Here is a 16,297-nt window from a genome sequence, read left to right on the forward strand (position 1 = left end):
CTAGGAGAATGCCACTTAATTGCCCGCAGAATCATGCAAACTCTCGTACACGGTCTGGGCCAGTTTTGGACCAAAACCGTTGACCTCACAAATCTCATCCACAGTGGCGGCCTTGAGCTTTTTCACCGAACCGAAATGCTTGACCAGATCGGTGCGCCGTTGCGGTCCTAATCCCGGCACGGAATCGAGTACCGAGGAACGCATCCGCTTTGAGCGCTGCTGCCGGTGGTAAGTAATAGCGAAGCGGTGGGCTTCATCACGAATTTGCTGCAGGAGGAAGAGCGCTTGAGAGTTACGCGGCAAAATCACCGGCTCATCATCGCCGGGAACCCAAATTTCCTCGAGGCGCTTGGCCAGGCCCACCAGGGTTACATCCACAATGCCTAACTCATCAAATACCTCCTGAGCCGCGGCCACCTGGGGCGCGCCGCCATCCACGATAAAAAGCTGCGGTGGATACGCAAAGCGGCGACCCGCTTCGGCAGATTCTTCCGCCACCTTCTCCTCTGCAAAGGAAGACTCTTCTACTTCCTCATCCGGATGGGCCAGCTTATCTTGCTTGTGGCGTTTAAACCGACGGCGCGTGATCTCTGCGATAGAACCGACGTCATCCGAGCGGCCATCACCTGCTGCCTCCTTGATGCGGTAGCGCCTATAGTCCGACTTCTTGGGCAAACCATCTTCAAAGACCACTAGGGAAGCAACCACATCTGTGCCTTGAATGTGCGAGATATCGGTACATTCGATGCGCAATGGGGCTTGTTCCATGCCTAGGGCTTCTTGAATATCCTGCAATGCCGCCGAGCGTGCGGTGAGGTCTCCTACCCGCTTGAGCTTATGTTGGCGCAACTGCTCCTTGGCGTTTTTCTCTACCGTGGCCATAAGCTGCTTTTTATCGCCACGCTGGGGAACACGCAGGTCCACCTGGGCACCGCGCAGCTCCTCCAACAACGCGTTGACCTGCTCCGGTTCATCCGGCAGGGCCTGGACCAAAATCTGGCGTGGTATAACCTGCACGCGGCGGGATTTCATGTGCGATTCTTGGTCCACCCCGCGCCGCTTCACGTCCGCGGCGAGCGCAGCATCTTCGCGCGCTTCTTGTTTCTCGCGCTCTACTGCATCGGAATAGAACTGGATGAGGAAGTTTTGTACCAACGCGGGCAGCGCGGGATCAGGTTTTCCTTCTTCCAAGGGCTCTGAACTCGCCTGATCGCCGGCGCGTTCGACTACCCAACCGCGCTGACCGCGAATGCGCCCATCGCGAACGTGGAAAATCTGTACCGCTGCCTCAAGTTCATCCGAGTTAAAAGCAATGAGATCAGCATCCGTGCCGTCTGTAAAGACCACGGCTTGCTGTTCCATGATCTTGTCAATAGCGCCCAAGTCATCGCGCAGGCGCGCAGCGCGTTCGAACTCTAGGTTCTCGGCGGCCTGCTCCATGTCCTGGGTGAGTTTGCGGCGCACTGAACCGGTGTTGCCATTCATGAAGGACACGAGATCGTTGACCGTCTCGCGGTGGTCTTCCTTGCTTACTCGGCCAATGCAGGGTGCATCGCATTTGCCGATGTATCCCAAAAGGCACGGACGTCCGAGCCGCTCATGCCGGTTATACACGCCCTTGGAGCAGGTACGCATGGGAAAGACGCGGGTAAGCAAGTCCAAGCTTTCGCGCACGGCCCAGGCATGGGAATAGGGTCCGAAATAGCGCACTCCTTTACGCCGCGGGCCACGGTAGAAAAAGGCGCGAGGGACCGTCTCCCCGACCGAAACCGCGAGCATTGGATAGGTTTTATCGTCGCGGTACATGACGTTGAAGTGCGGATCAAAGCGCTTGATCCACGTGTACTCCAACTGCAGGGCTTCCACCTCGCTGGCAACTACCGTCCACTCCACCGAGTTGGCGGTGAGCACCATTTGGCGCGTGCGCGGGTGCAGTTGCGTGATGTCCTGAAAATAGTTGGACAGCCGAGCGCGCAGGTTCTTGGCTTTGCCCACGTAGATAACGCGGCGGTTTTCATCGCGGAACTTATAGACGCCCGGGTCGGTGGGGATGGTTCCAGGAGCCGGGCGGTAGGTGGTGGGGTCAGCCAATTGTTAATCCTGAGGCATGTACTTGGCTTCCACGTCGCGGAAGCGGCGGACGTTGTCGATGACGGTGTCCTTATCGCCAGATTGCAACGCCCAGACGGGGACGAATTCGAATTCGGGCAGCTCAAGGCGTGCCATACGCTGGCCTACGGGGAAGGAAAGTCCGTAGACCACCTGCCACGGATAAAAGCGCGTGCCCACGATATTGCGGACCTCTACCCCATCCTCATTGGCGCGCAGGCGTGGACGGTTAAGAGCGATCCAGGACAGAACGGAAATGAGAACACCTACGCCAGGGAAGGCGAATTTGTCGATGGTAGTCACGTGCGCACCGGTAAAAGACACATCCAAGGTGATTCCCATGAAGATATGGATGGCCATAACGAGGATCACCCAGGCGATAGCGACCTTGCGCAAGAAAGGCGAGGTGGCCGTAAACTCCCATGGCTTAGACGTGGTCTGGGCGAAGGGATCGGCGCTGGTATAGGCCAATACTTCGGCGTCGCTAAGCTGGTGGCTGTGCTGCGGATTCTTTGGGGCCTGCGCCTCGTTCATGTGCATACTCCTTTGGGGCGCGACCCGCCGGCCACCTTAGTGGTCAAGCATCGCGCGCTGACGCATTGCTAGAGGTTACTTCTGTGCTGCGTTTAGTGTACGCAACTGCAGCGCGGTATCTAAAGCCGCAATCATAGCTTCGGCACCCTTGTTTTCTACCGAATCTGCAAAACCGGCACGGTCGATGGCTTGCTGCTGGTCGTTGACTGTCAGCACACCGTTAGCAACCGGGGTGGATTCATCGAGCGAGATGCGAGTCAGCGCCTGGGTGACAGAGTCGCATACGTAATCAAAGTGCGGGGTGCCGCCACGGATAACGCAGCCTAGCGCCACCACGGCATCGTAGGCACGGGCTGCTGCTTGGACCACAACGCCAAGTTCCAGCGCACCTACCACTCGGTATTCGTCAACCTCGGCCCCATTATCGGTTGCAGTCTGCACCGCCTGGGCATGGAGCTGGTCGCAGATTTCTGCGTTCCACGTAGCAGTAACCACGGCAACGCGCAGTCCACTGCCATCTACCTGGGCAATATCAGGCAGGCCTTCTTTACTCATCGCTATCCTTTCAATCGCACGTCAAAGATTTATTTATGTTCGGCGTCCCACTGGGCAACCTGCGGAAGGTCGTGTCCCATGCGGTCGCGCTTAGTACGCAAGTATTCAATATTATCCGCGTGTGCTGGGGTGGCCAGCGGCGTGTGGTGGCTGGCATCCACACCAAAGCCGCTCAGACCTTCGCCCTTATGCGGATTATTGGTCAAAAGGTTTGCGGATTCGATGCCGAGATCGCGAAGGATCTGCCCGGCCACGGAATACTCCCGGGCGTCCTCGGGCAGTCCCTGCTCTAGGTTGGCATCGACGGTGTCCATGCCCGAATCCTGCAGGCGGTAGGCCTCCAACTTATGCAGAAGTCCGATGCCACGGCCCTCTTGACCGCGTAGGTAGATGACCACGCCGCGGCCTTCCTGGCTGATAAGGCGCATGGACTCATGGAGTTGGGGCCCGCAATCGCAGCGCCGTGAGCTAAAGGCATCACCGGTTAGGCATTCGGAATGGACGCGCACCATGACGTCGCGTGCGCCGCGCAGTTGGGCGGGATCCCCTGCAACCAACGCAACGTGCTCCTGCCCGTCTACCTCATGGCGGTAACCAATAGCAGTGAAGTGACCGTATTCGGTGGGCAGCTCAGTGGTTACCTGGCGGGTGACTTGGGTTTCATTATGGCGGCGCCACTCGATGAGCTGCGCGATAGAGATCATGGAGAGCCCATGCGTATCGGCAAAGCGACGCAACTCTGGCGAGCGCGCCATATCCGTGGGGTCATCCTCAGAGACGATCTCGCACAGCACACCGGCCGGGCGCAGGCCCGCCAAGCGGGCCAGATCAATGGAGGCCTCAGTATGTCCGTCCCGCTCCAGAACGCCGCTTGGGCGGGCACACAGCGGCACGACGTGACCTGGGCGGGTGAACTCTCCTGGAGTGGTCGCGGGGTCTGCCAGGCGGCGGATGGTTTCTGCGCGCGAGGTTGCAGAAATACCGGTACTGCCCGTTGCTGCGTCCACGGTCACCGTATAGGCGGTGCCACGTACATCCTGGTTGACCGCCAGCATTGGGGGTAGGTTCAGGCGGGTGCAATCTTCTGGTAATAAGGGGGCGCAGATATATCCAGAGGAATAGCGCACCATGAAGGCCACGAGTTCCGGGGTGGCTAGCTCCGCGGCGAAAATCAGATCGCCTTCATTTTCGCGATCCTCATCATCGATGACAACAACCGGCTTACCAGCGGCGATATCCGCGATGGCCTGGTCGATGGAATCTAGACGGATGGAATTATCACTCGCGCTCATAAGGTAGCAGTCTAGTCCTTAGCCTCAGGGGGTTAAGCTTCGGGGTGAAGCATCTTTTCTACATACTTGGCCAGCACATCCACCTCGAGGTTTACCTCTCCTCCCACCGGCAAGGCGCCGTGGATGGTATCGCGCAGTGTGGTGGGGATAAGGGATACCTCGAACCAGTCTGGGCCCACGGCGCTCACGGTCAGCGAGGTGCCGCTCACGGCAATGGACCCCTTTTCCACGACGTACCGGGCAAGCTCGGACGGCAAGCTAAACCGCAGCACATCCCAGTTCTCGGAGCTAGTTCGGCTCTGCAGCGTAGCGGTGCCGTCCACGTGGCCTTGCATGATGTGCCCACCCAGCCGGGTGGTGGGAAGCAGCGCCGGCTCTACATTGACCGGATCGCCCTCGGCAAGGCGCCCCAGGGCGGTGCGGTCAAGGGACTCCTGCATCACATCCGCACAAAAAGTATCGGCCGACAGATCCGCCACGGTAAGGCATACGCCGTTAATGGCAATGGAATCACCCAGTGCGGCCTCCGCAACGGTACGCGGGGCACGAATGCTCAAACGCAGCGCGTCTGCATGCGGTTCCATTGCCTCCACGGTGCCCAACTCTTGTACTAGCCCAGTAAACACGTCCAACCTTTCTCGCTCACTGCTTTGTCCAGCGCCTAGCGCACGTATTCAATGAGAACGTCATCACCCAGCGCCTTCATTCCCACCCGGCGGAAACGGGTGGCTTCTGCCAGCGTCTGGGTCACGGGGTGCGCGAGCACGCCGCGGCCCTCGCCCAGCAAAAGTGGCGCGATATAGGCAGAGATGGCATCCACCAAATCGGCCTTCAGGAAGCTACTGGCTAGGCCTGCTCCTCCTTCCACGAGGACGTCGCGGGCACCGGTGGCGTAGAGCTCGTAGAGAGCTTCTTCGATGCTGTCGTACTGCTCGTACCCTAGCTCGCGCAGGTGGCTTGCTGCATCGCCCGCCGATTCCAAATCACGCTTGCCAATGACCACCCGGCGTGGTTGGTGCGCGCGCAAGCTGCCGTCGCTAAAGCGCGCGGTGAGCGAGGGATTATCAGCCAGCGCCGTGCCGGTGCCTACCACGATGGCATCGCGGTGCGCCCTATCGGCATGCACCCAGTCGCGCGCCTCCTCGCCCGTAATCCATTGGCTGGTTCCATCGGCCGCGGCCGTAAAACCGTCCAGCGTTTGTGCGAACTTCAAGGTGACGTGGGGTCGTTGGGTGCGCACGGCAAATAACCATGGTACCAAGGCATCCTCGGCGTGCGGGGGCTTTTCTAGCTTGGCGACGTCCACTCCAGCCCCCGCCAGTACTTCTGCTCCACCCGCAGCCTGCGGGGTGGGATCGGCGTGGAGGTAGTACACGCGAGCCACGCCGGCATCGATAAGCGCCTGCACGCAGGGACCCGTGCGACCGGTGTGCGCGCAGGGTTCCAAGGTGACCACGGCCGTGGCGCCGCGCGCCTTATCTCCGGCCTCACGCAACGCCATGACCTCGGCATGCGCACCTCCTACGGGCTGGGTGGCGCCGACGCCCACAATTTCCCCGGCTGAGGACACGATGACCGCGCCAACGGGTGGGTTAGGGCTCGTGGTTCCGCGGACCTCAGCACCGGCGGCCATTGCGCGCAATAGCGCCGCGGAGATGTTGCTGTCTTGTAGCTCCGCGCCCATTAAGCACCATCCGCCAGATCACGCAGCTGCTTCACGACGCCGGCGGGATCATCCGATTTGAATACGGCTGAGCCTGCCACGAAAGCATCGCAACCCGCCTCGGCGGCTGCCCCGATGGTCTCGCGTGAAATGCCGCCATCGATCTCGATGACGGTATCAAGGCCCTGCTCATCAATGCTGCGGCGCAACTTACGGACCTTCTCCAGCATTTCCGGCATGAACTTTTGCCCACCGAAGCCAGGCTCCACAGACATCACGAGCACCTCATCGAAATGGTGCAGCTTATCCAACCACGGCGCGATGGCGGTGTCTGGCTTGATGGAAAAGGCCGCACGCACGCCCAAATCGCGGATGCGCTGGGCCAAGTCCACTGCCGCCTGGTCATCGACGACGGCCTCCACGTGGAAGATAATCGTATGTGCGCCCGCCTTGGCATAGGTCTCCACCCACTTTTCGGGTTCCTCGATCATGAGGTGGACATCTAGTGGCTTATCGGTGCTGCGATGGACCGTGGCCGTGATATCTGGGCCGAAGGACAGGTTGGGCACAAAGTGCCCATCCATAATGTCCACATGGACCCAGTCTGCGGTATCAATCGCCGCTAGTTCCTCGCCCAAGCGAGAAAAATCGGCAGCCAGGATGGAAGGGGAAATGATCGGTGCGGACATGCCCACCAGTCTATCGCGATTAGTCGGCTGCGCGGCGAAGCGCCGCAAAGAACATGGCGTCGGTACCGTGCCGATGCGGCCACATCTGCACGGATTTCTCATGGCCCACATCGCCCATATCAGGAATGAGAGCATGTGCATCGAGTTCTTCGGCGCCGAGTTCGCGCACGGCGCGGTCAACGATGCCCCGGGTTTCGCGCAGATCTGGCGAACACGTGGAGTAGATAACCACACCACCTGGACGCACCAGGTTTAATGCGGAAGACAAGAGCTCGAATTGCAGCTGGTTGAGCTCAGCAATATCGGCCTCCGACTTGCGCCACCGCGCCTCTGGGCGGCGACGGAGCGCGCCAAGGCCGGAACAAGGGGCGTCGACAAGCACGCGGTCAAAGCCCTCTCCCACGCCGGGATTTCGGCCATCTGCCACACGAACGTCTACGGGCAAGTCGCTCACCGTCTTTTCAATCAGCGCCGCTCGGTGCGGAGATACCTCCACTGCATCAACATGCGCGGAGTCGATGCGGGCAAGCGCCCCCATCAAGGCCGCCTTTCCGCCGGGACCGGCGCAGAGATCCAGCCACCGGCCGGTGTCCTCGCCCTCGAGGGGCGCCTCGCATACCGCGCGAGCAATCAGCTGCGAGCCCTCATCCTGCACGGCCGCCAATCCTTGGCGCACGGGTTCCAATTGGCCGGGGTCACCGGATTCCATGTACACCGCATAAGGGGAATAGCGCCCCTCCTCATTACCGGTCATCAGGGCCAATTCCTCGGCCGAGATTTCCCCGGGGCGCGCCACCAGATGCACCGAAGGTCGATCCGAATCCGCCGCCAGGGCAGCCTCCAACTCCCCAAGGCCCAACACGCGGCTAAACGATTCCGCAATCCAGGTGGGGTGGGCATGCTTAAAGGCGATGCAGGCGATTTCCCCCTGCGGGGCGAGCTTGTCCAGCCAGGTCTTAGCTGGCGTCCGGGTAATGGTGCGCATGATGCCATTAGCAAAGCCCTTGGCCTTGACTTCACCGGCGGCTTCCACCAAGCGAACGGTGGTATCAACCGCCGCGTGTGGCTCCACGCGGGTATAAAGAACTTGATAGGCGCCCAGGCGCAAGGCATCAACCACGGCGGGGGAAATGGCCTCGAGGCCGCGCGAAGAGCACTCTGCGATGACGGCATCAACTACGCCAAGGGTGCGCAGCGTGCCGTAGGTGATTTCGGTGGCGAAGGCGGCATCGCGCCCCTTGAGCTTTTGCTTGCGCAGTGCCTTGGGCAGAATGAGGTTAGCGAAGGCATCGTCCTCGCTTACCCTGCGCACCACGTCGTAAGCGACCGCACGCGGCGCATCCACGCCCGCGGCCAGCGCGGCCTGAATCAGACCGCCTTCCTGGCGCTTGCCGGGACGCTGGCCCTTAGCAGCCTGCCGGCCCCTATGCTGCCCACCGCGGCCGCCACGCTGCTGCCGTTGCGGGCGGCCATCTCGGCCCTTCGCACCAGTGGATTTGTGGGAGTCCTGCGGCTTACCCTCCGGGGACTTATCCCCGGACTTGCTGCGGGAACGGAAACCACCGCTCATTGAAACTTCACCTCGGCATCCTTGCCTAGTCCGCGGGCCCAATCGGCCGCATTCATCATCTTCTTTCCGGGAGGCTGGATTTTACCCAGCTGGACTGGCTGCGTACCGGTACCGATGAACACGGCGTTCTTGGCAATGTGCAGCTGCCCTGGTTCTAGTGCCTGCGGAACCGCCGCCTCATCTTTTAGGCTGACCGGTCCAATCTTCACGCGGGCCTCGTCCCACATGGTCCATGCACCCGGCCCAGGCGTGTGTGCGCGAATGTGCCGATCGATAGCGAAGCCAGGCTGTGACCACTCCACGCGTGCCTGCGCGGTAGAGATTTTCGGCGCATAGGTAGCCTCCCCCTGCTGTGGTTGCGCCTCCAGCTGTCCCGCCGCTAGGCCATCCATGGTGGCCACGAGCAGATCGCCGCCGGAATAGGCAAGGCGCGTCAACAGGTCATCGGCAGTATCGGTGCCTTTAATCTCCTCCGTCACGGTGCCGAGCACCGGGCCCGTATCCAGGCCCTCTTCGATGCGGAAGGTTGATGCGCCGGTCACGTCATCGCCTGCGGCAATGGCAGCCTGCACTGGTGCAGCACCGCGCCATGCCGGAAGCAAGGAAAAGTGCAGGTTTACCCAGCCATGCTGTGGTAGTTCCAGCAAGTCCTTAGTCACCAGATTGCCGTAGGCCACCACCGGAATCGCCTCTGGTTGCAATTCCTTTAAGCGGGAGCGCAGCGCCTGACCGTCCTCCGAGTCAGGGCGCAGGGTGGTCGGGGTCAATACTTCAATGCCATGTTCTTGGGCGAGCGCCTTCACTGGGCTCGGGTGAAGAGTGCGGCCGCGGCCCTTCTTCGCATCTGGGCGAGTAATTACGGCCACCACCTCGTGCGACGAGGCAAGCAGCTTTTCCAAGGCCACAACGGCTGGCTCAGGGGTACCGGCAAAAATGATCCGCATGCGGGGAAACTCTCCTCTTAATATCGTTCAAAATACTAGGCTACAACGCCGCAACGCTGCCGCCACAGCGAGTGGGCTACGAGGCGTTAAACCACTCGGATTCACGGATGGCGCGCATGGCCTCCTTGCGCACTGGCGCCTCTAGGCGTTGTAGGAAGAGCACCCCATCGAGGTGGTCGGTCTCATGCTGGATGCACCGAGCCATCAGTCCTGAGGCCACCATGGACACAGGGCGCCCCTCAATATCCTGGCCAGACACAAAAACCTGGTTGAACCGCGTGGTTTCCGCGCTAATTCCCGGAATGGATAGGCATCCTTCCGGACCTGTTTGCTGCTGCTCCCCCACCGGAGTCCAGGCCGGGTTAACAATCGCCCCACGCAGCCCAGATTGGGTATGCGAGCAGTCATAGACGAAGATTCGCTGCAAAATCCCTACCTGATTAGCCGCTAGCCCAACTCCCCCGGCTTTATCCATGGTCTCGAGCATATCGCTCGCCAGAGCGCGCAGACCGGCATCAAATTTACTAATTTCCTCCGCGCGGCTGCCCAAGACTGGGTCGCCGTAGATACGCAGCTCTCGAAGGGACATGGCAATCACACCTTTCTCATGGCACCGAGACCAAGCCGGCCAGCGGTGACGGCTTCCTCCGTCGAGATTAGCGCATGAGCACCGATGGCCCCGATATGGCTAACCCACGTGGATGGGGTCAACCACGATGCGCAACGGCAGGTCATCCTTGCGGGCGCTGCGCGACGCATTGGCGCTGCGTAAAGTCCGCCCCAATTGGGAACGCGGCCCCAGCGGGGTGCGCACGACCAACCGCTGCGGTGGGCCAAAACGCTGGCTATCGTAGTCACCAGGCAGGCTCTGCCCCGGCGGAAGGGGAACTGGGCCTAATACCTCCGCGTGGTCTGGAAGATCCACAAGCTCGGCAAAGCCATCTAGGGATGCATCCGCACCGTCGATGGCAGCAAAATGCACCGCGGGTGGGAAGCGCACTTCGCGCCGGGCAGCAAGCTCTGCCGCGGCCGCGCCCACCATATCCCAACGCAGGAAATGCTGGACTACGGTGAGCGACTCATCGGCGGCCAGGATTACTCGACCACCCTTGAAATGCGGCTGCACCAAGGTAGCCGCCTGCGCCCACTTCGCTAGGGTGTCCTCCGTGGCACGCAGGTCTTGCCGGTTGAGCAATGCTCCGGCATCCAAGAGCAACGCCGCGCCATAGGCACCATCTTTTACTGTCGGTTCAGCGCCAGGGGTGGCAATGACCAGCGCCGGCGCATTGTCCACCGCATCGAGCACCTTGTTTCCGCCCGAGACCACCACCCGCGTATTGGGAAACGCCCGGCCCATTTCTTCCGCAGTGCGCTCCGAGCCCAACACGATGGCTCGCAGGCGTGGGGACCCGCATTCGGTGCACCGATGCCGTGCCTCAATGCGACCACACCAGCGGCAGGTAGGCATTCCCGCTTCGTCCGAGCCCGCGCTTGCCGACGCCCCCTTGGGCGGCAGCCCCAATGGCCCATTGCAACGCCGGCAGCGAGCCGGCGCTCGGCACTGGCCACAGGCCAAAATGGGCGCATAGCCCTTGCGCGGTACCTGCACCAGCACCGGCTCTCCCCTATCCAGCGCCTGGTGGGCGGCTTGGAAGGCCTGCGCTTGTACTTTGGTGGTGCCGCCGTGGAGGTCACGGGCGATAGACAGACCGGACGACCCCACCGCCTCGATAGCCGGGCACCGCGCCGTTATGGTTTGCTCTTTGGCCACCACATCGTGCGCCCATCCTGATTCCACGAGCAGCTGTGTCTCCGCCGTCCGCGAGTGGTTGGCCAAAACCATGCTGCAGCCTTCGAAAGCTGAGCGGGTGGTGAGCACTTCCCTCGCATGGACATAGGGCTTGAGGTTGTCGACCAAATTATCATTGCCGTCATCAAGGATCACCGCCAGTTGCAGGTCTTTGACTGGGGCAAAGGCAGCGGACCTGGTGCCAATGACCACGCGGGCTTGGCCCACTAGCGCGGAGAGATAACGGCGGTAGCGCGCCTGCGGGCCCATGCTATTAGTCAGCACCGTTATCTGCTTTGCCCCAAGTACCTGTCGCAGCGCGGCCTCTACAGCATCGACGCTCTTCTGGTCCGGGGCGACGAGGAGAACTCCCCCTCCGCCAAGCGCCACTTTGGCAGCGAGGGCAGCCAGCGCATGTGCCCAATCATCGCCCGGGGCGATTTGCCAGGCGGCACGGGCGAGCTTGCCACCCAGAATCGAGTCAACGAAAGCCTCGCCATGTTGATAGGCCGACCATCCTGATAGGTCGGGCTCGCTCGTGGTGCCGAGCTCCTCCCACGGGGTTTCTAGGTCGGATTCCTCCGCCTTGGCGTGCCGCGGCGGGATGGCGGAGCGAATAATGTCTGAGCGCACGCCGCCGTAGCGGTCTGCCAGGGCGTCGACAAGCCGGGCCAACTGCGGCGGATAAACCTGGAAGGGTGAGATAATGCGCTCGATAAAGCGCAGGTTGCCGCCAAATTCGGAGTCATGCCGGCGTTCTAAAACAATCGCATCCACCAAGCGCCCATTGAAGCGGATGCGCACCTTAATCCCCGGTTGGACTTCTTCTGAGTCTGCCTCTTCTACGAGGTAATCAAATCCCCGGTCTAGGTGCGCAACCCCCAAAAGAGGCAACACCCGCGCAACCGGCTTCCGGGTGGCGGGTGTTTTCTTAGGCATAGGCCTCGATTCTACAGACCAGCGGCAGCACGCAATGCTTCCACTCGGTTCAACTGCTCCCACGGCAGCTCAACGTCGGTGCGGCCAAAGTGACCGTAGGCGGCAGTTTGCGCATAGATGGGGCGCAACAGGTCGAGCTCGCGAATGATAGCGGCCGGGCGCAGGTCAAATACCTGATTCACCGCAGCCTGGATATTCGCATCACTCAGGCCTTCCTTAGCGGTACCGAAGGTCTCCACGTACAGACCCACCGGCTTTGCGCGGCCGATTGCATAAGCCACCTGGACTTCAGCGCGATCTGCCAAGCCCGCGGCGACGATATTCTTAGCCACCCAGCGCATGGCATAAGCAGCGGAACGGTCCACCTTGCTCGGGTCCTTGCCAGAGAACGCGCCGCCGCCGTGGCGAGCCATACCGCCGTAAGTATCGACGATGATCTTGCGGCCGGTAAGTCCGGCATCTCCCATCGGTCCGCCAAGGATGAAGGAACCGGAAGGGTTGACCAACAAGGTCGTGTCTTCGGTGTAGTACTTCTCCAAGCCGGCGTCCTTGATAACCCATTCAAGGACCTTGCTGCGCAAGGGGCCTTCCAACCAAGCGCTATCGACCTCGGCATCGTGCTGCGTGGAAATCACCACGGTATCCAGGTGGGACGGCTCATTGTCATCGGTGTAGGCAAAGGTCACCTGGGTCTTGCCATCCGGTCGGAGGTGATCGACGATGCCTTCCTTGCGTACCTGCGTCAGGCGGCGGGACAGGCGGTGCGCCAAAGCGATGGGCAGTGGCATGTACTCAGCAGTCTCATTGGAGGCGTAGCCGAACATCAGGCCCTGGTCGCCGGCACCGGCGGTATCGTTTTCGGCGTCATAGTCCTCGTCATGGGCGCGGGCCTCAGTGGAGTTGTCCACTCCGGCGCCAATTTCCTGGGACTGCTCGCCGATGGCGATATTCACACCGCAAGTGTTGCCATCAAAGCCGACTTCGGAAGAAGTAAAGCCGATGGACTTAAGGGTGTCGCGCACCAGCGCCGGGATTTCTACGTATGCCTCGGTGCGAACCTCGCCCACCACGTGGACCTGGCCGGTGGTTACCAACGTCTCGACGGCGACGCGGGATGCTGGGTCCTTTTCCAGCAGGGCATCAAGGATGGCGTCAGAAATGGCGTCACAAATCTTATCGGGATGGCCTTCTGTCACGGACTCGCTGGTAAAAAGACGAGTTGCCACTGCAGCGTTATCAGTCACAAAAACTTCCTTCGCTCTCACTGTTGATTCGATGCTGTGGGTTTTCTACGCCCAAGCCTAATACCTCGCAATCCTAGACCAAGCGGTCTATAAACGCAATTTTAGTTGTCTACACCTGAAACATTTCATTCACAGCCAAAAGAATCTGAGCGGCGACAACCTGCTTCGAGCCATGCTCCACACGTTGTGGCGCGCAATCCGGACGTAAAATCCACCCTTCATTGGACTTTTGACCAAAGGTTTTTCCGCGCCCGACCTCATTGGCCATGAGCACGTCGCAGCCCTTACGCGCAAACTTTTCCTGGGCATAGTCCAAGGCGGACTTCTGGGCATCGCCAGTTTCGGCGGCGAACCCTACAATTACGCATTCGGCAGGGATTTCCGAGCGCTCGCGCGCAGCGACGAGCCCTTTGAGTACATCGGGGTTTTCCACCAGATGGAGCGTCGAGAGCGCATCGTCTGCCTGCCCCTTCTTCATCTTTGACTCGGCGACCTCCGCGGGACGGAAGTCAGAAACCGCGGCGGCCATGATCACCACGTCCGCGTTGCGGGACTCCTCGCGCATGGCATCCTCCAACTCACGGGTGGAGACAATGTGCCGGAGTTTCGCGCCACTTGGTACAGGAAGCTGGGCGGTATTACCCGCCACGAGGGTGACCTTGGCCCCCATCTGGGCGGCCCATTCCGCGAGCGCGAATCCCTGCCTGCCGGAAGAGCGATTGCCTAAGTATCGGACCGGGTCCAGCTCTTCCTGGGTACCGCCGGCTGATATGACGACCTTCTTGCCCTGCCAGGTGTGTTGCACTCGGTAGCCCGCCATTTCAGTACGGACAATCTCCGCAATCTGTTCCGGCTCCGGCAAACGACCCGGGCCAGAATCTTTGCCGGTTAGGCGGCCGTGGGCGGGCTCGATGACGGTGATACCGCGACGTCGCAAAGTAGCCACGTTGTCCTGCGTAGCGGGGTTATGCCACATCTCAGTGTGCATGGCCGGGGCCACAATAACCGGGCACGTCGCGACCAATACGGTGGCCGTGAGCAAATCGTCTGCACGGCCTGCGGCCAAGCGCGCGATAAGGTCTGCGGTGGCAGGCGCAATGACCACTGCATCCGCATGCTGTCCTACGTTGACGTGCTGCACCTCATCCACGGCCTCAAACACGCTCGTGGAGACAGGATGGCCAGATAGAGCCTCAAACGTAGCCGCGCCCACGAAGTTCAGTGCACTTTCCGTCGGGACAACGCGGACATCATCGCCCGCTTCCTTGAGATTGCGCACAAGGTGGCACGCCTTGTAGGCAGCGATGCCGCCAGCGACGCCCAGAACAATATTGCGAGAGGTATCTTTATCAGTCACACCGCACGATGGTACCTGCCGACATAGAGAAAGGCTCCACCCGCCGCGACCAAGAGGTGCACCCCAAACCGGGGATACACGTCTGTGGCGGCACGTGGAGCCTTAAAGCTATTACACGCTTTGTGCTAGCTACTTACCTTCCTCGTGGTCAAGCAGGCCAGCATCAATCTCGCGCAATGCGATGGACAAAGGCTTTTCGCCTGGCTCTGGGGTAACCAGCGGGCCTACGAACTCGAAGACACCTTCATCCTGCTCTTGGTAGTAGCTATTGATCTGGCGTGCGCGCTTAGCGGCAAAGATGACCAAAGCGTACTTAGAGGAAACCTTGTCCAAAAGCTCATCGATCGGGGGATCAGTAATGCCGATCGGATCATCAAATACTGGTTCCGCCTTTGCGGCTTCAGTGTTAGAAGGGGTGGTCACGTTAGTCACATGCACCTTTACATTGATTGAAGATGGTCAAAAAGGAGGTCTATGCCCGCAGGATATCACTAATGGCAGATACTGCCTCGTCCAGATCCTCGTTCACAACGACGTGATCGAACTCGTCCTGTGCGGCTAGTTCCTCATGCGCAGTTTGCAACCTACGGTCAATGACGTCTTGCGGCTCGGTACCGCGGCCGGTGAGCCGCTCCACAAGTACCTCCCATGACGGGGGTGCCAAAAAGACCAGGTCTGCCTCCGGCAGCGCTTTCTTAACACTCCGAGCACCCGCGAGGTCAACCTCAACAAGTACTGGGCGGCCAGCGGCCAAAGCTTCCTCTACCGGCTGGGCGGGCGTTCCAGAGCGCTGCAATCCGCCGTGGATATCAGCCCATTCGAGCATCTCCCCGGCATCGATTCGCTGCTGGAAGGCTTCTGGGGTGACGAAGAAGTAGTCGACACCGTCCTGCTCCCCGGGGCGGGGCTGGCGCGTGGTCATAGACACGCTGAAGTACAGCCCCTCGACGTCACTGCGCAGACGCGAAACTACGGTGGATTTTCCCACTGCGGAAGGCCCCGCCAATACGACGAGGCGCCCGCGTGCAGTTGCGTCAGCCATGGTTGTGACTATTCGCCGTAGCCGAAACGCTCGAGGAGAGCACGACGCTGACGCTCACCCAGGCCGCGCAGACGGCGGGTCTGAGCAATCTCCAGGTCCTCCATGATTTCCTTAGCCTTGACCTTGCCAACCTTCGGCAGAGCCTCGAGGAGTGCAGAAACCTTGGTCTTGCCGATGATCTCATCGGTCTCAGCCTTTTCGAGCACGTCCTTCAGGTCGGTCTCGCCGCGCTTGAGCGCAGCCTTGAGCTCGGCGCGAGCCTTGCGGGCCTCAGCGGCCTTTGCGAGAGCTTCCTTGCGCTGCTCATCAGTCAACTTTGGAAGGGCCACGGGTTTCCTCCGATTCATTAGATTGATTCTGTTACGTCTAGTACTTGGTACCAGATTACGGCTGCCTAACGCAGTTTATACACCGCGGAAAGTCATCAATAACCTTCGAGCAAACCGACTTCTGGCAATCCTAGCACTGCTCATTGAACGGTGACGATTAACGGGTCCAAAAGCACGCCTATTTTAGCACGTCACCGCACATACCTTAAACAAAGTACCAGGTAAACGGCGCGGCCGTTAA

16 protein-coding genes are annotated in these 16,297 nt (G+C 60.5%); all 16 read right to left on the reverse strand.

Going from position 1 to position 16,297, the window contains the following annotated elements; translation table 11 throughout:
- Positions 1–15 precede the first annotated feature (15 nt).
- Positions 16–2,091, reverse strand: coding sequence for an excinuclease ABC subunit UvrC (gene uvrC / locus BJ985_RS02905; protein WP_179386536.1), 2,076 nt, complete (start codon positions 2,089–2,091; stop codon positions 16–18).
- 3 nt (positions 2,092–2,094) lie between these two features.
- Positions 2,095–2,643, reverse strand: a complete 549-nt coding sequence (locus BJ985_RS02910) for a PH domain-containing protein (protein ID WP_179386537.1) — start codon at positions 2,641–2,643, stop codon at positions 2,095–2,097.
- 75 nt (positions 2,644–2,718) lie between these two features.
- Positions 2,719–3,198 carry a 6,7-dimethyl-8-ribityllumazine synthase gene (ribH, locus tag BJ985_RS02915; protein ID WP_179386538.1) on the reverse strand — a complete coding sequence of 160 codons (480 nt, stop codon included), beginning with the start codon at positions 3,196–3,198 and terminating at the stop codon, positions 2,719–2,721.
- A gap of 29 nt (positions 3,199–3,227) precedes the next feature.
- A complete protein-coding gene (locus tag BJ985_RS02920) occupies positions 3,228–4,490 on the reverse strand; it encodes a bifunctional 3,4-dihydroxy-2-butanone-4-phosphate synthase/GTP cyclohydrolase II (RefSeq protein ID WP_179386539.1) in 1,263 nt (420 codons plus the stop codon).
- A 32-nt stretch (positions 4,491–4,522) separates the two neighbouring features.
- Positions 4,523–5,116: a riboflavin synthase gene (locus tag BJ985_RS02925; protein ID WP_179386540.1), complete on the reverse strand. Its 594-nt coding sequence runs from the start codon at positions 5,114–5,116 to the stop codon at positions 4,523–4,525.
- A gap of 35 nt (positions 5,117–5,151) precedes the next feature.
- Positions 5,152–6,174: a bifunctional diaminohydroxyphosphoribosylaminopyrimidine deaminase/5-amino-6-(5-phosphoribosylamino)uracil reductase RibD gene (gene ribD / locus BJ985_RS02930; RefSeq protein ID WP_179386541.1), complete on the reverse strand. Its 1,023-nt coding sequence runs from the start codon at positions 6,172–6,174 to the stop codon at positions 5,152–5,154.
- On the reverse strand, positions 6,174–6,842 hold the full coding sequence (rpe, locus tag BJ985_RS02935; RefSeq protein WP_179386542.1) for a ribulose-phosphate 3-epimerase: 669 nt from the start codon (positions 6,840–6,842) through the stop codon (positions 6,174–6,176). Before rpe ends, ribD begins: the two co-directional genes overlap by 1 nt.
- Before the next feature lie 19 nt (positions 6,843–6,861).
- Positions 6,862–8,412 carry an RsmB/NOP family class I SAM-dependent RNA methyltransferase gene (locus BJ985_RS02940; protein WP_179386543.1) on the reverse strand — a complete coding sequence of 517 codons (1,551 nt, stop codon included), beginning with the start codon at positions 8,410–8,412 and terminating at the stop codon, positions 6,862–6,864.
- A complete protein-coding gene (gene fmt, locus BJ985_RS02945; RefSeq protein WP_179386544.1) occupies positions 8,409–9,356 on the reverse strand; it encodes a methionyl-tRNA formyltransferase in 948 nt (315 codons plus the stop codon). The genes BJ985_RS02940 and fmt overlap by 4 nt, the downstream gene beginning before the upstream one ends.
- A 76-nt stretch (positions 9,357–9,432) precedes the next feature.
- Positions 9,433–9,945, reverse strand: a complete 513-nt coding sequence (gene def / locus BJ985_RS02950; protein ID WP_150850277.1) for a peptide deformylase — start codon at positions 9,943–9,945, stop codon at positions 9,433–9,435.
- Positions 9,946–10,044: 99 nt separating this feature from the next.
- Positions 10,045–12,084: a primosomal protein N' gene (locus BJ985_RS02955; RefSeq protein WP_179386545.1), complete on the reverse strand. Its 2,040-nt coding sequence runs from the start codon at positions 12,082–12,084 to the stop codon at positions 10,045–10,047.
- A gap of 11 nt (positions 12,085–12,095) precedes the next feature.
- A complete protein-coding gene (gene metK, locus BJ985_RS02960) occupies positions 12,096–13,328 on the reverse strand; it encodes a methionine adenosyltransferase (protein WP_179386546.1) in 1,233 nt (410 codons plus the stop codon).
- 109 nt (positions 13,329–13,437) lie between these two features.
- Complete coding sequence (gene coaBC, locus BJ985_RS02965; RefSeq protein WP_179386547.1) at positions 13,438–14,685, reverse strand: bifunctional phosphopantothenoylcysteine decarboxylase/phosphopantothenate--cysteine ligase CoaBC; 1,248 nt, start codon at positions 14,683–14,685, stop codon at positions 13,438–13,440.
- Positions 14,686–14,814: 129 nt separating this feature from the next.
- Entirely contained in the window at positions 14,815–15,117 is a 303-nt protein-coding gene (rpoZ, locus tag BJ985_RS02970) for a DNA-directed RNA polymerase subunit omega (RefSeq protein WP_005324891.1), read from the reverse strand.
- A 40-nt stretch (positions 15,118–15,157) separates the two neighbouring features.
- Positions 15,158–15,727: a guanylate kinase gene (gene gmk, locus BJ985_RS02975; protein WP_179386548.1), complete on the reverse strand. Its 570-nt coding sequence runs from the start codon at positions 15,725–15,727 to the stop codon at positions 15,158–15,160.
- 8 nt (positions 15,728–15,735) lie between these two features.
- Positions 15,736–16,056 carry an integration host factor, actinobacterial type gene (gene mihF, locus BJ985_RS02980; RefSeq protein WP_005328460.1) on the reverse strand — a complete coding sequence of 107 codons (321 nt, stop codon included), beginning with the start codon at positions 16,054–16,056 and terminating at the stop codon, positions 15,736–15,738.
- Between the last annotated feature and the right edge of the window lie 241 nt (positions 16,057–16,297).

The organism is Corynebacterium tuberculostearicum (assembly GCF_013408445.1).
In the GTDB taxonomy this organism is placed as follows: Bacteria; Actinomycetota; Actinomycetes; order Mycobacteriales; family Mycobacteriaceae; genus Corynebacterium; species Corynebacterium tuberculostearicum.

Coding starts and splice junctions, on each gene's coding strand:
- BJ985_RS02920 (WP_179386539.1), bottom strand. CDS start 4,490: ATGAGCGCGAGTGATAATTCCATCCGTCTAGATTCCATCGACCAGGCC.
- fmt (WP_179386544.1), bottom strand. CDS start 9,356: ATGCGGATCATTTTTGCCGGTACCCCTGAGCCAGCCGTTGTGGCCTTG.
- def (WP_150850277.1), bottom strand. CDS start 9,945: ATGTCCCTTCGAGAGCTGCGTATCTACGGCGACCCAGTCTTGGGCAGC.
- BJ985_RS02940 (WP_179386543.1), bottom strand. CDS start 8,412: ATGAGCGGTGGTTTCCGTTCCCGCAGCAAGTCCGGGGATAAGTCCCCG.
- ribD (WP_179386541.1), bottom strand. CDS start 6,174: ATGGGCGCGGAGCTACAAGACAGCAACATCTCCGCGGCGCTATTGCGC.
- BJ985_RS02910 (WP_179386537.1), bottom strand. CDS start 2,643: ATGAACGAGGCGCAGGCCCCAAAGAATCCGCAGCACAGCCACCAGCTT.
- rpe (WP_179386542.1), bottom strand. CDS start 6,842: ATGTCCGCACCGATCATTTCCCCTTCCATCCTGGCTGCCGATTTTTCT.
- gmk (WP_179386548.1), bottom strand. CDS start 15,727: ATGGCTGACGCAACTGCACGCGGGCGCCTCGTCGTATTGGCGGGGCCT.
- ribH (WP_179386538.1), bottom strand. CDS start 3,198: ATGAGTAAAGAAGGCCTGCCTGATATTGCCCAGGTAGATGGCAGTGGA.
- BJ985_RS02955 (WP_179386545.1), bottom strand. CDS start 12,084: ATGCCTAAGAAAACACCCGCCACCCGGAAGCCGGTTGCGCGGGTGTTG.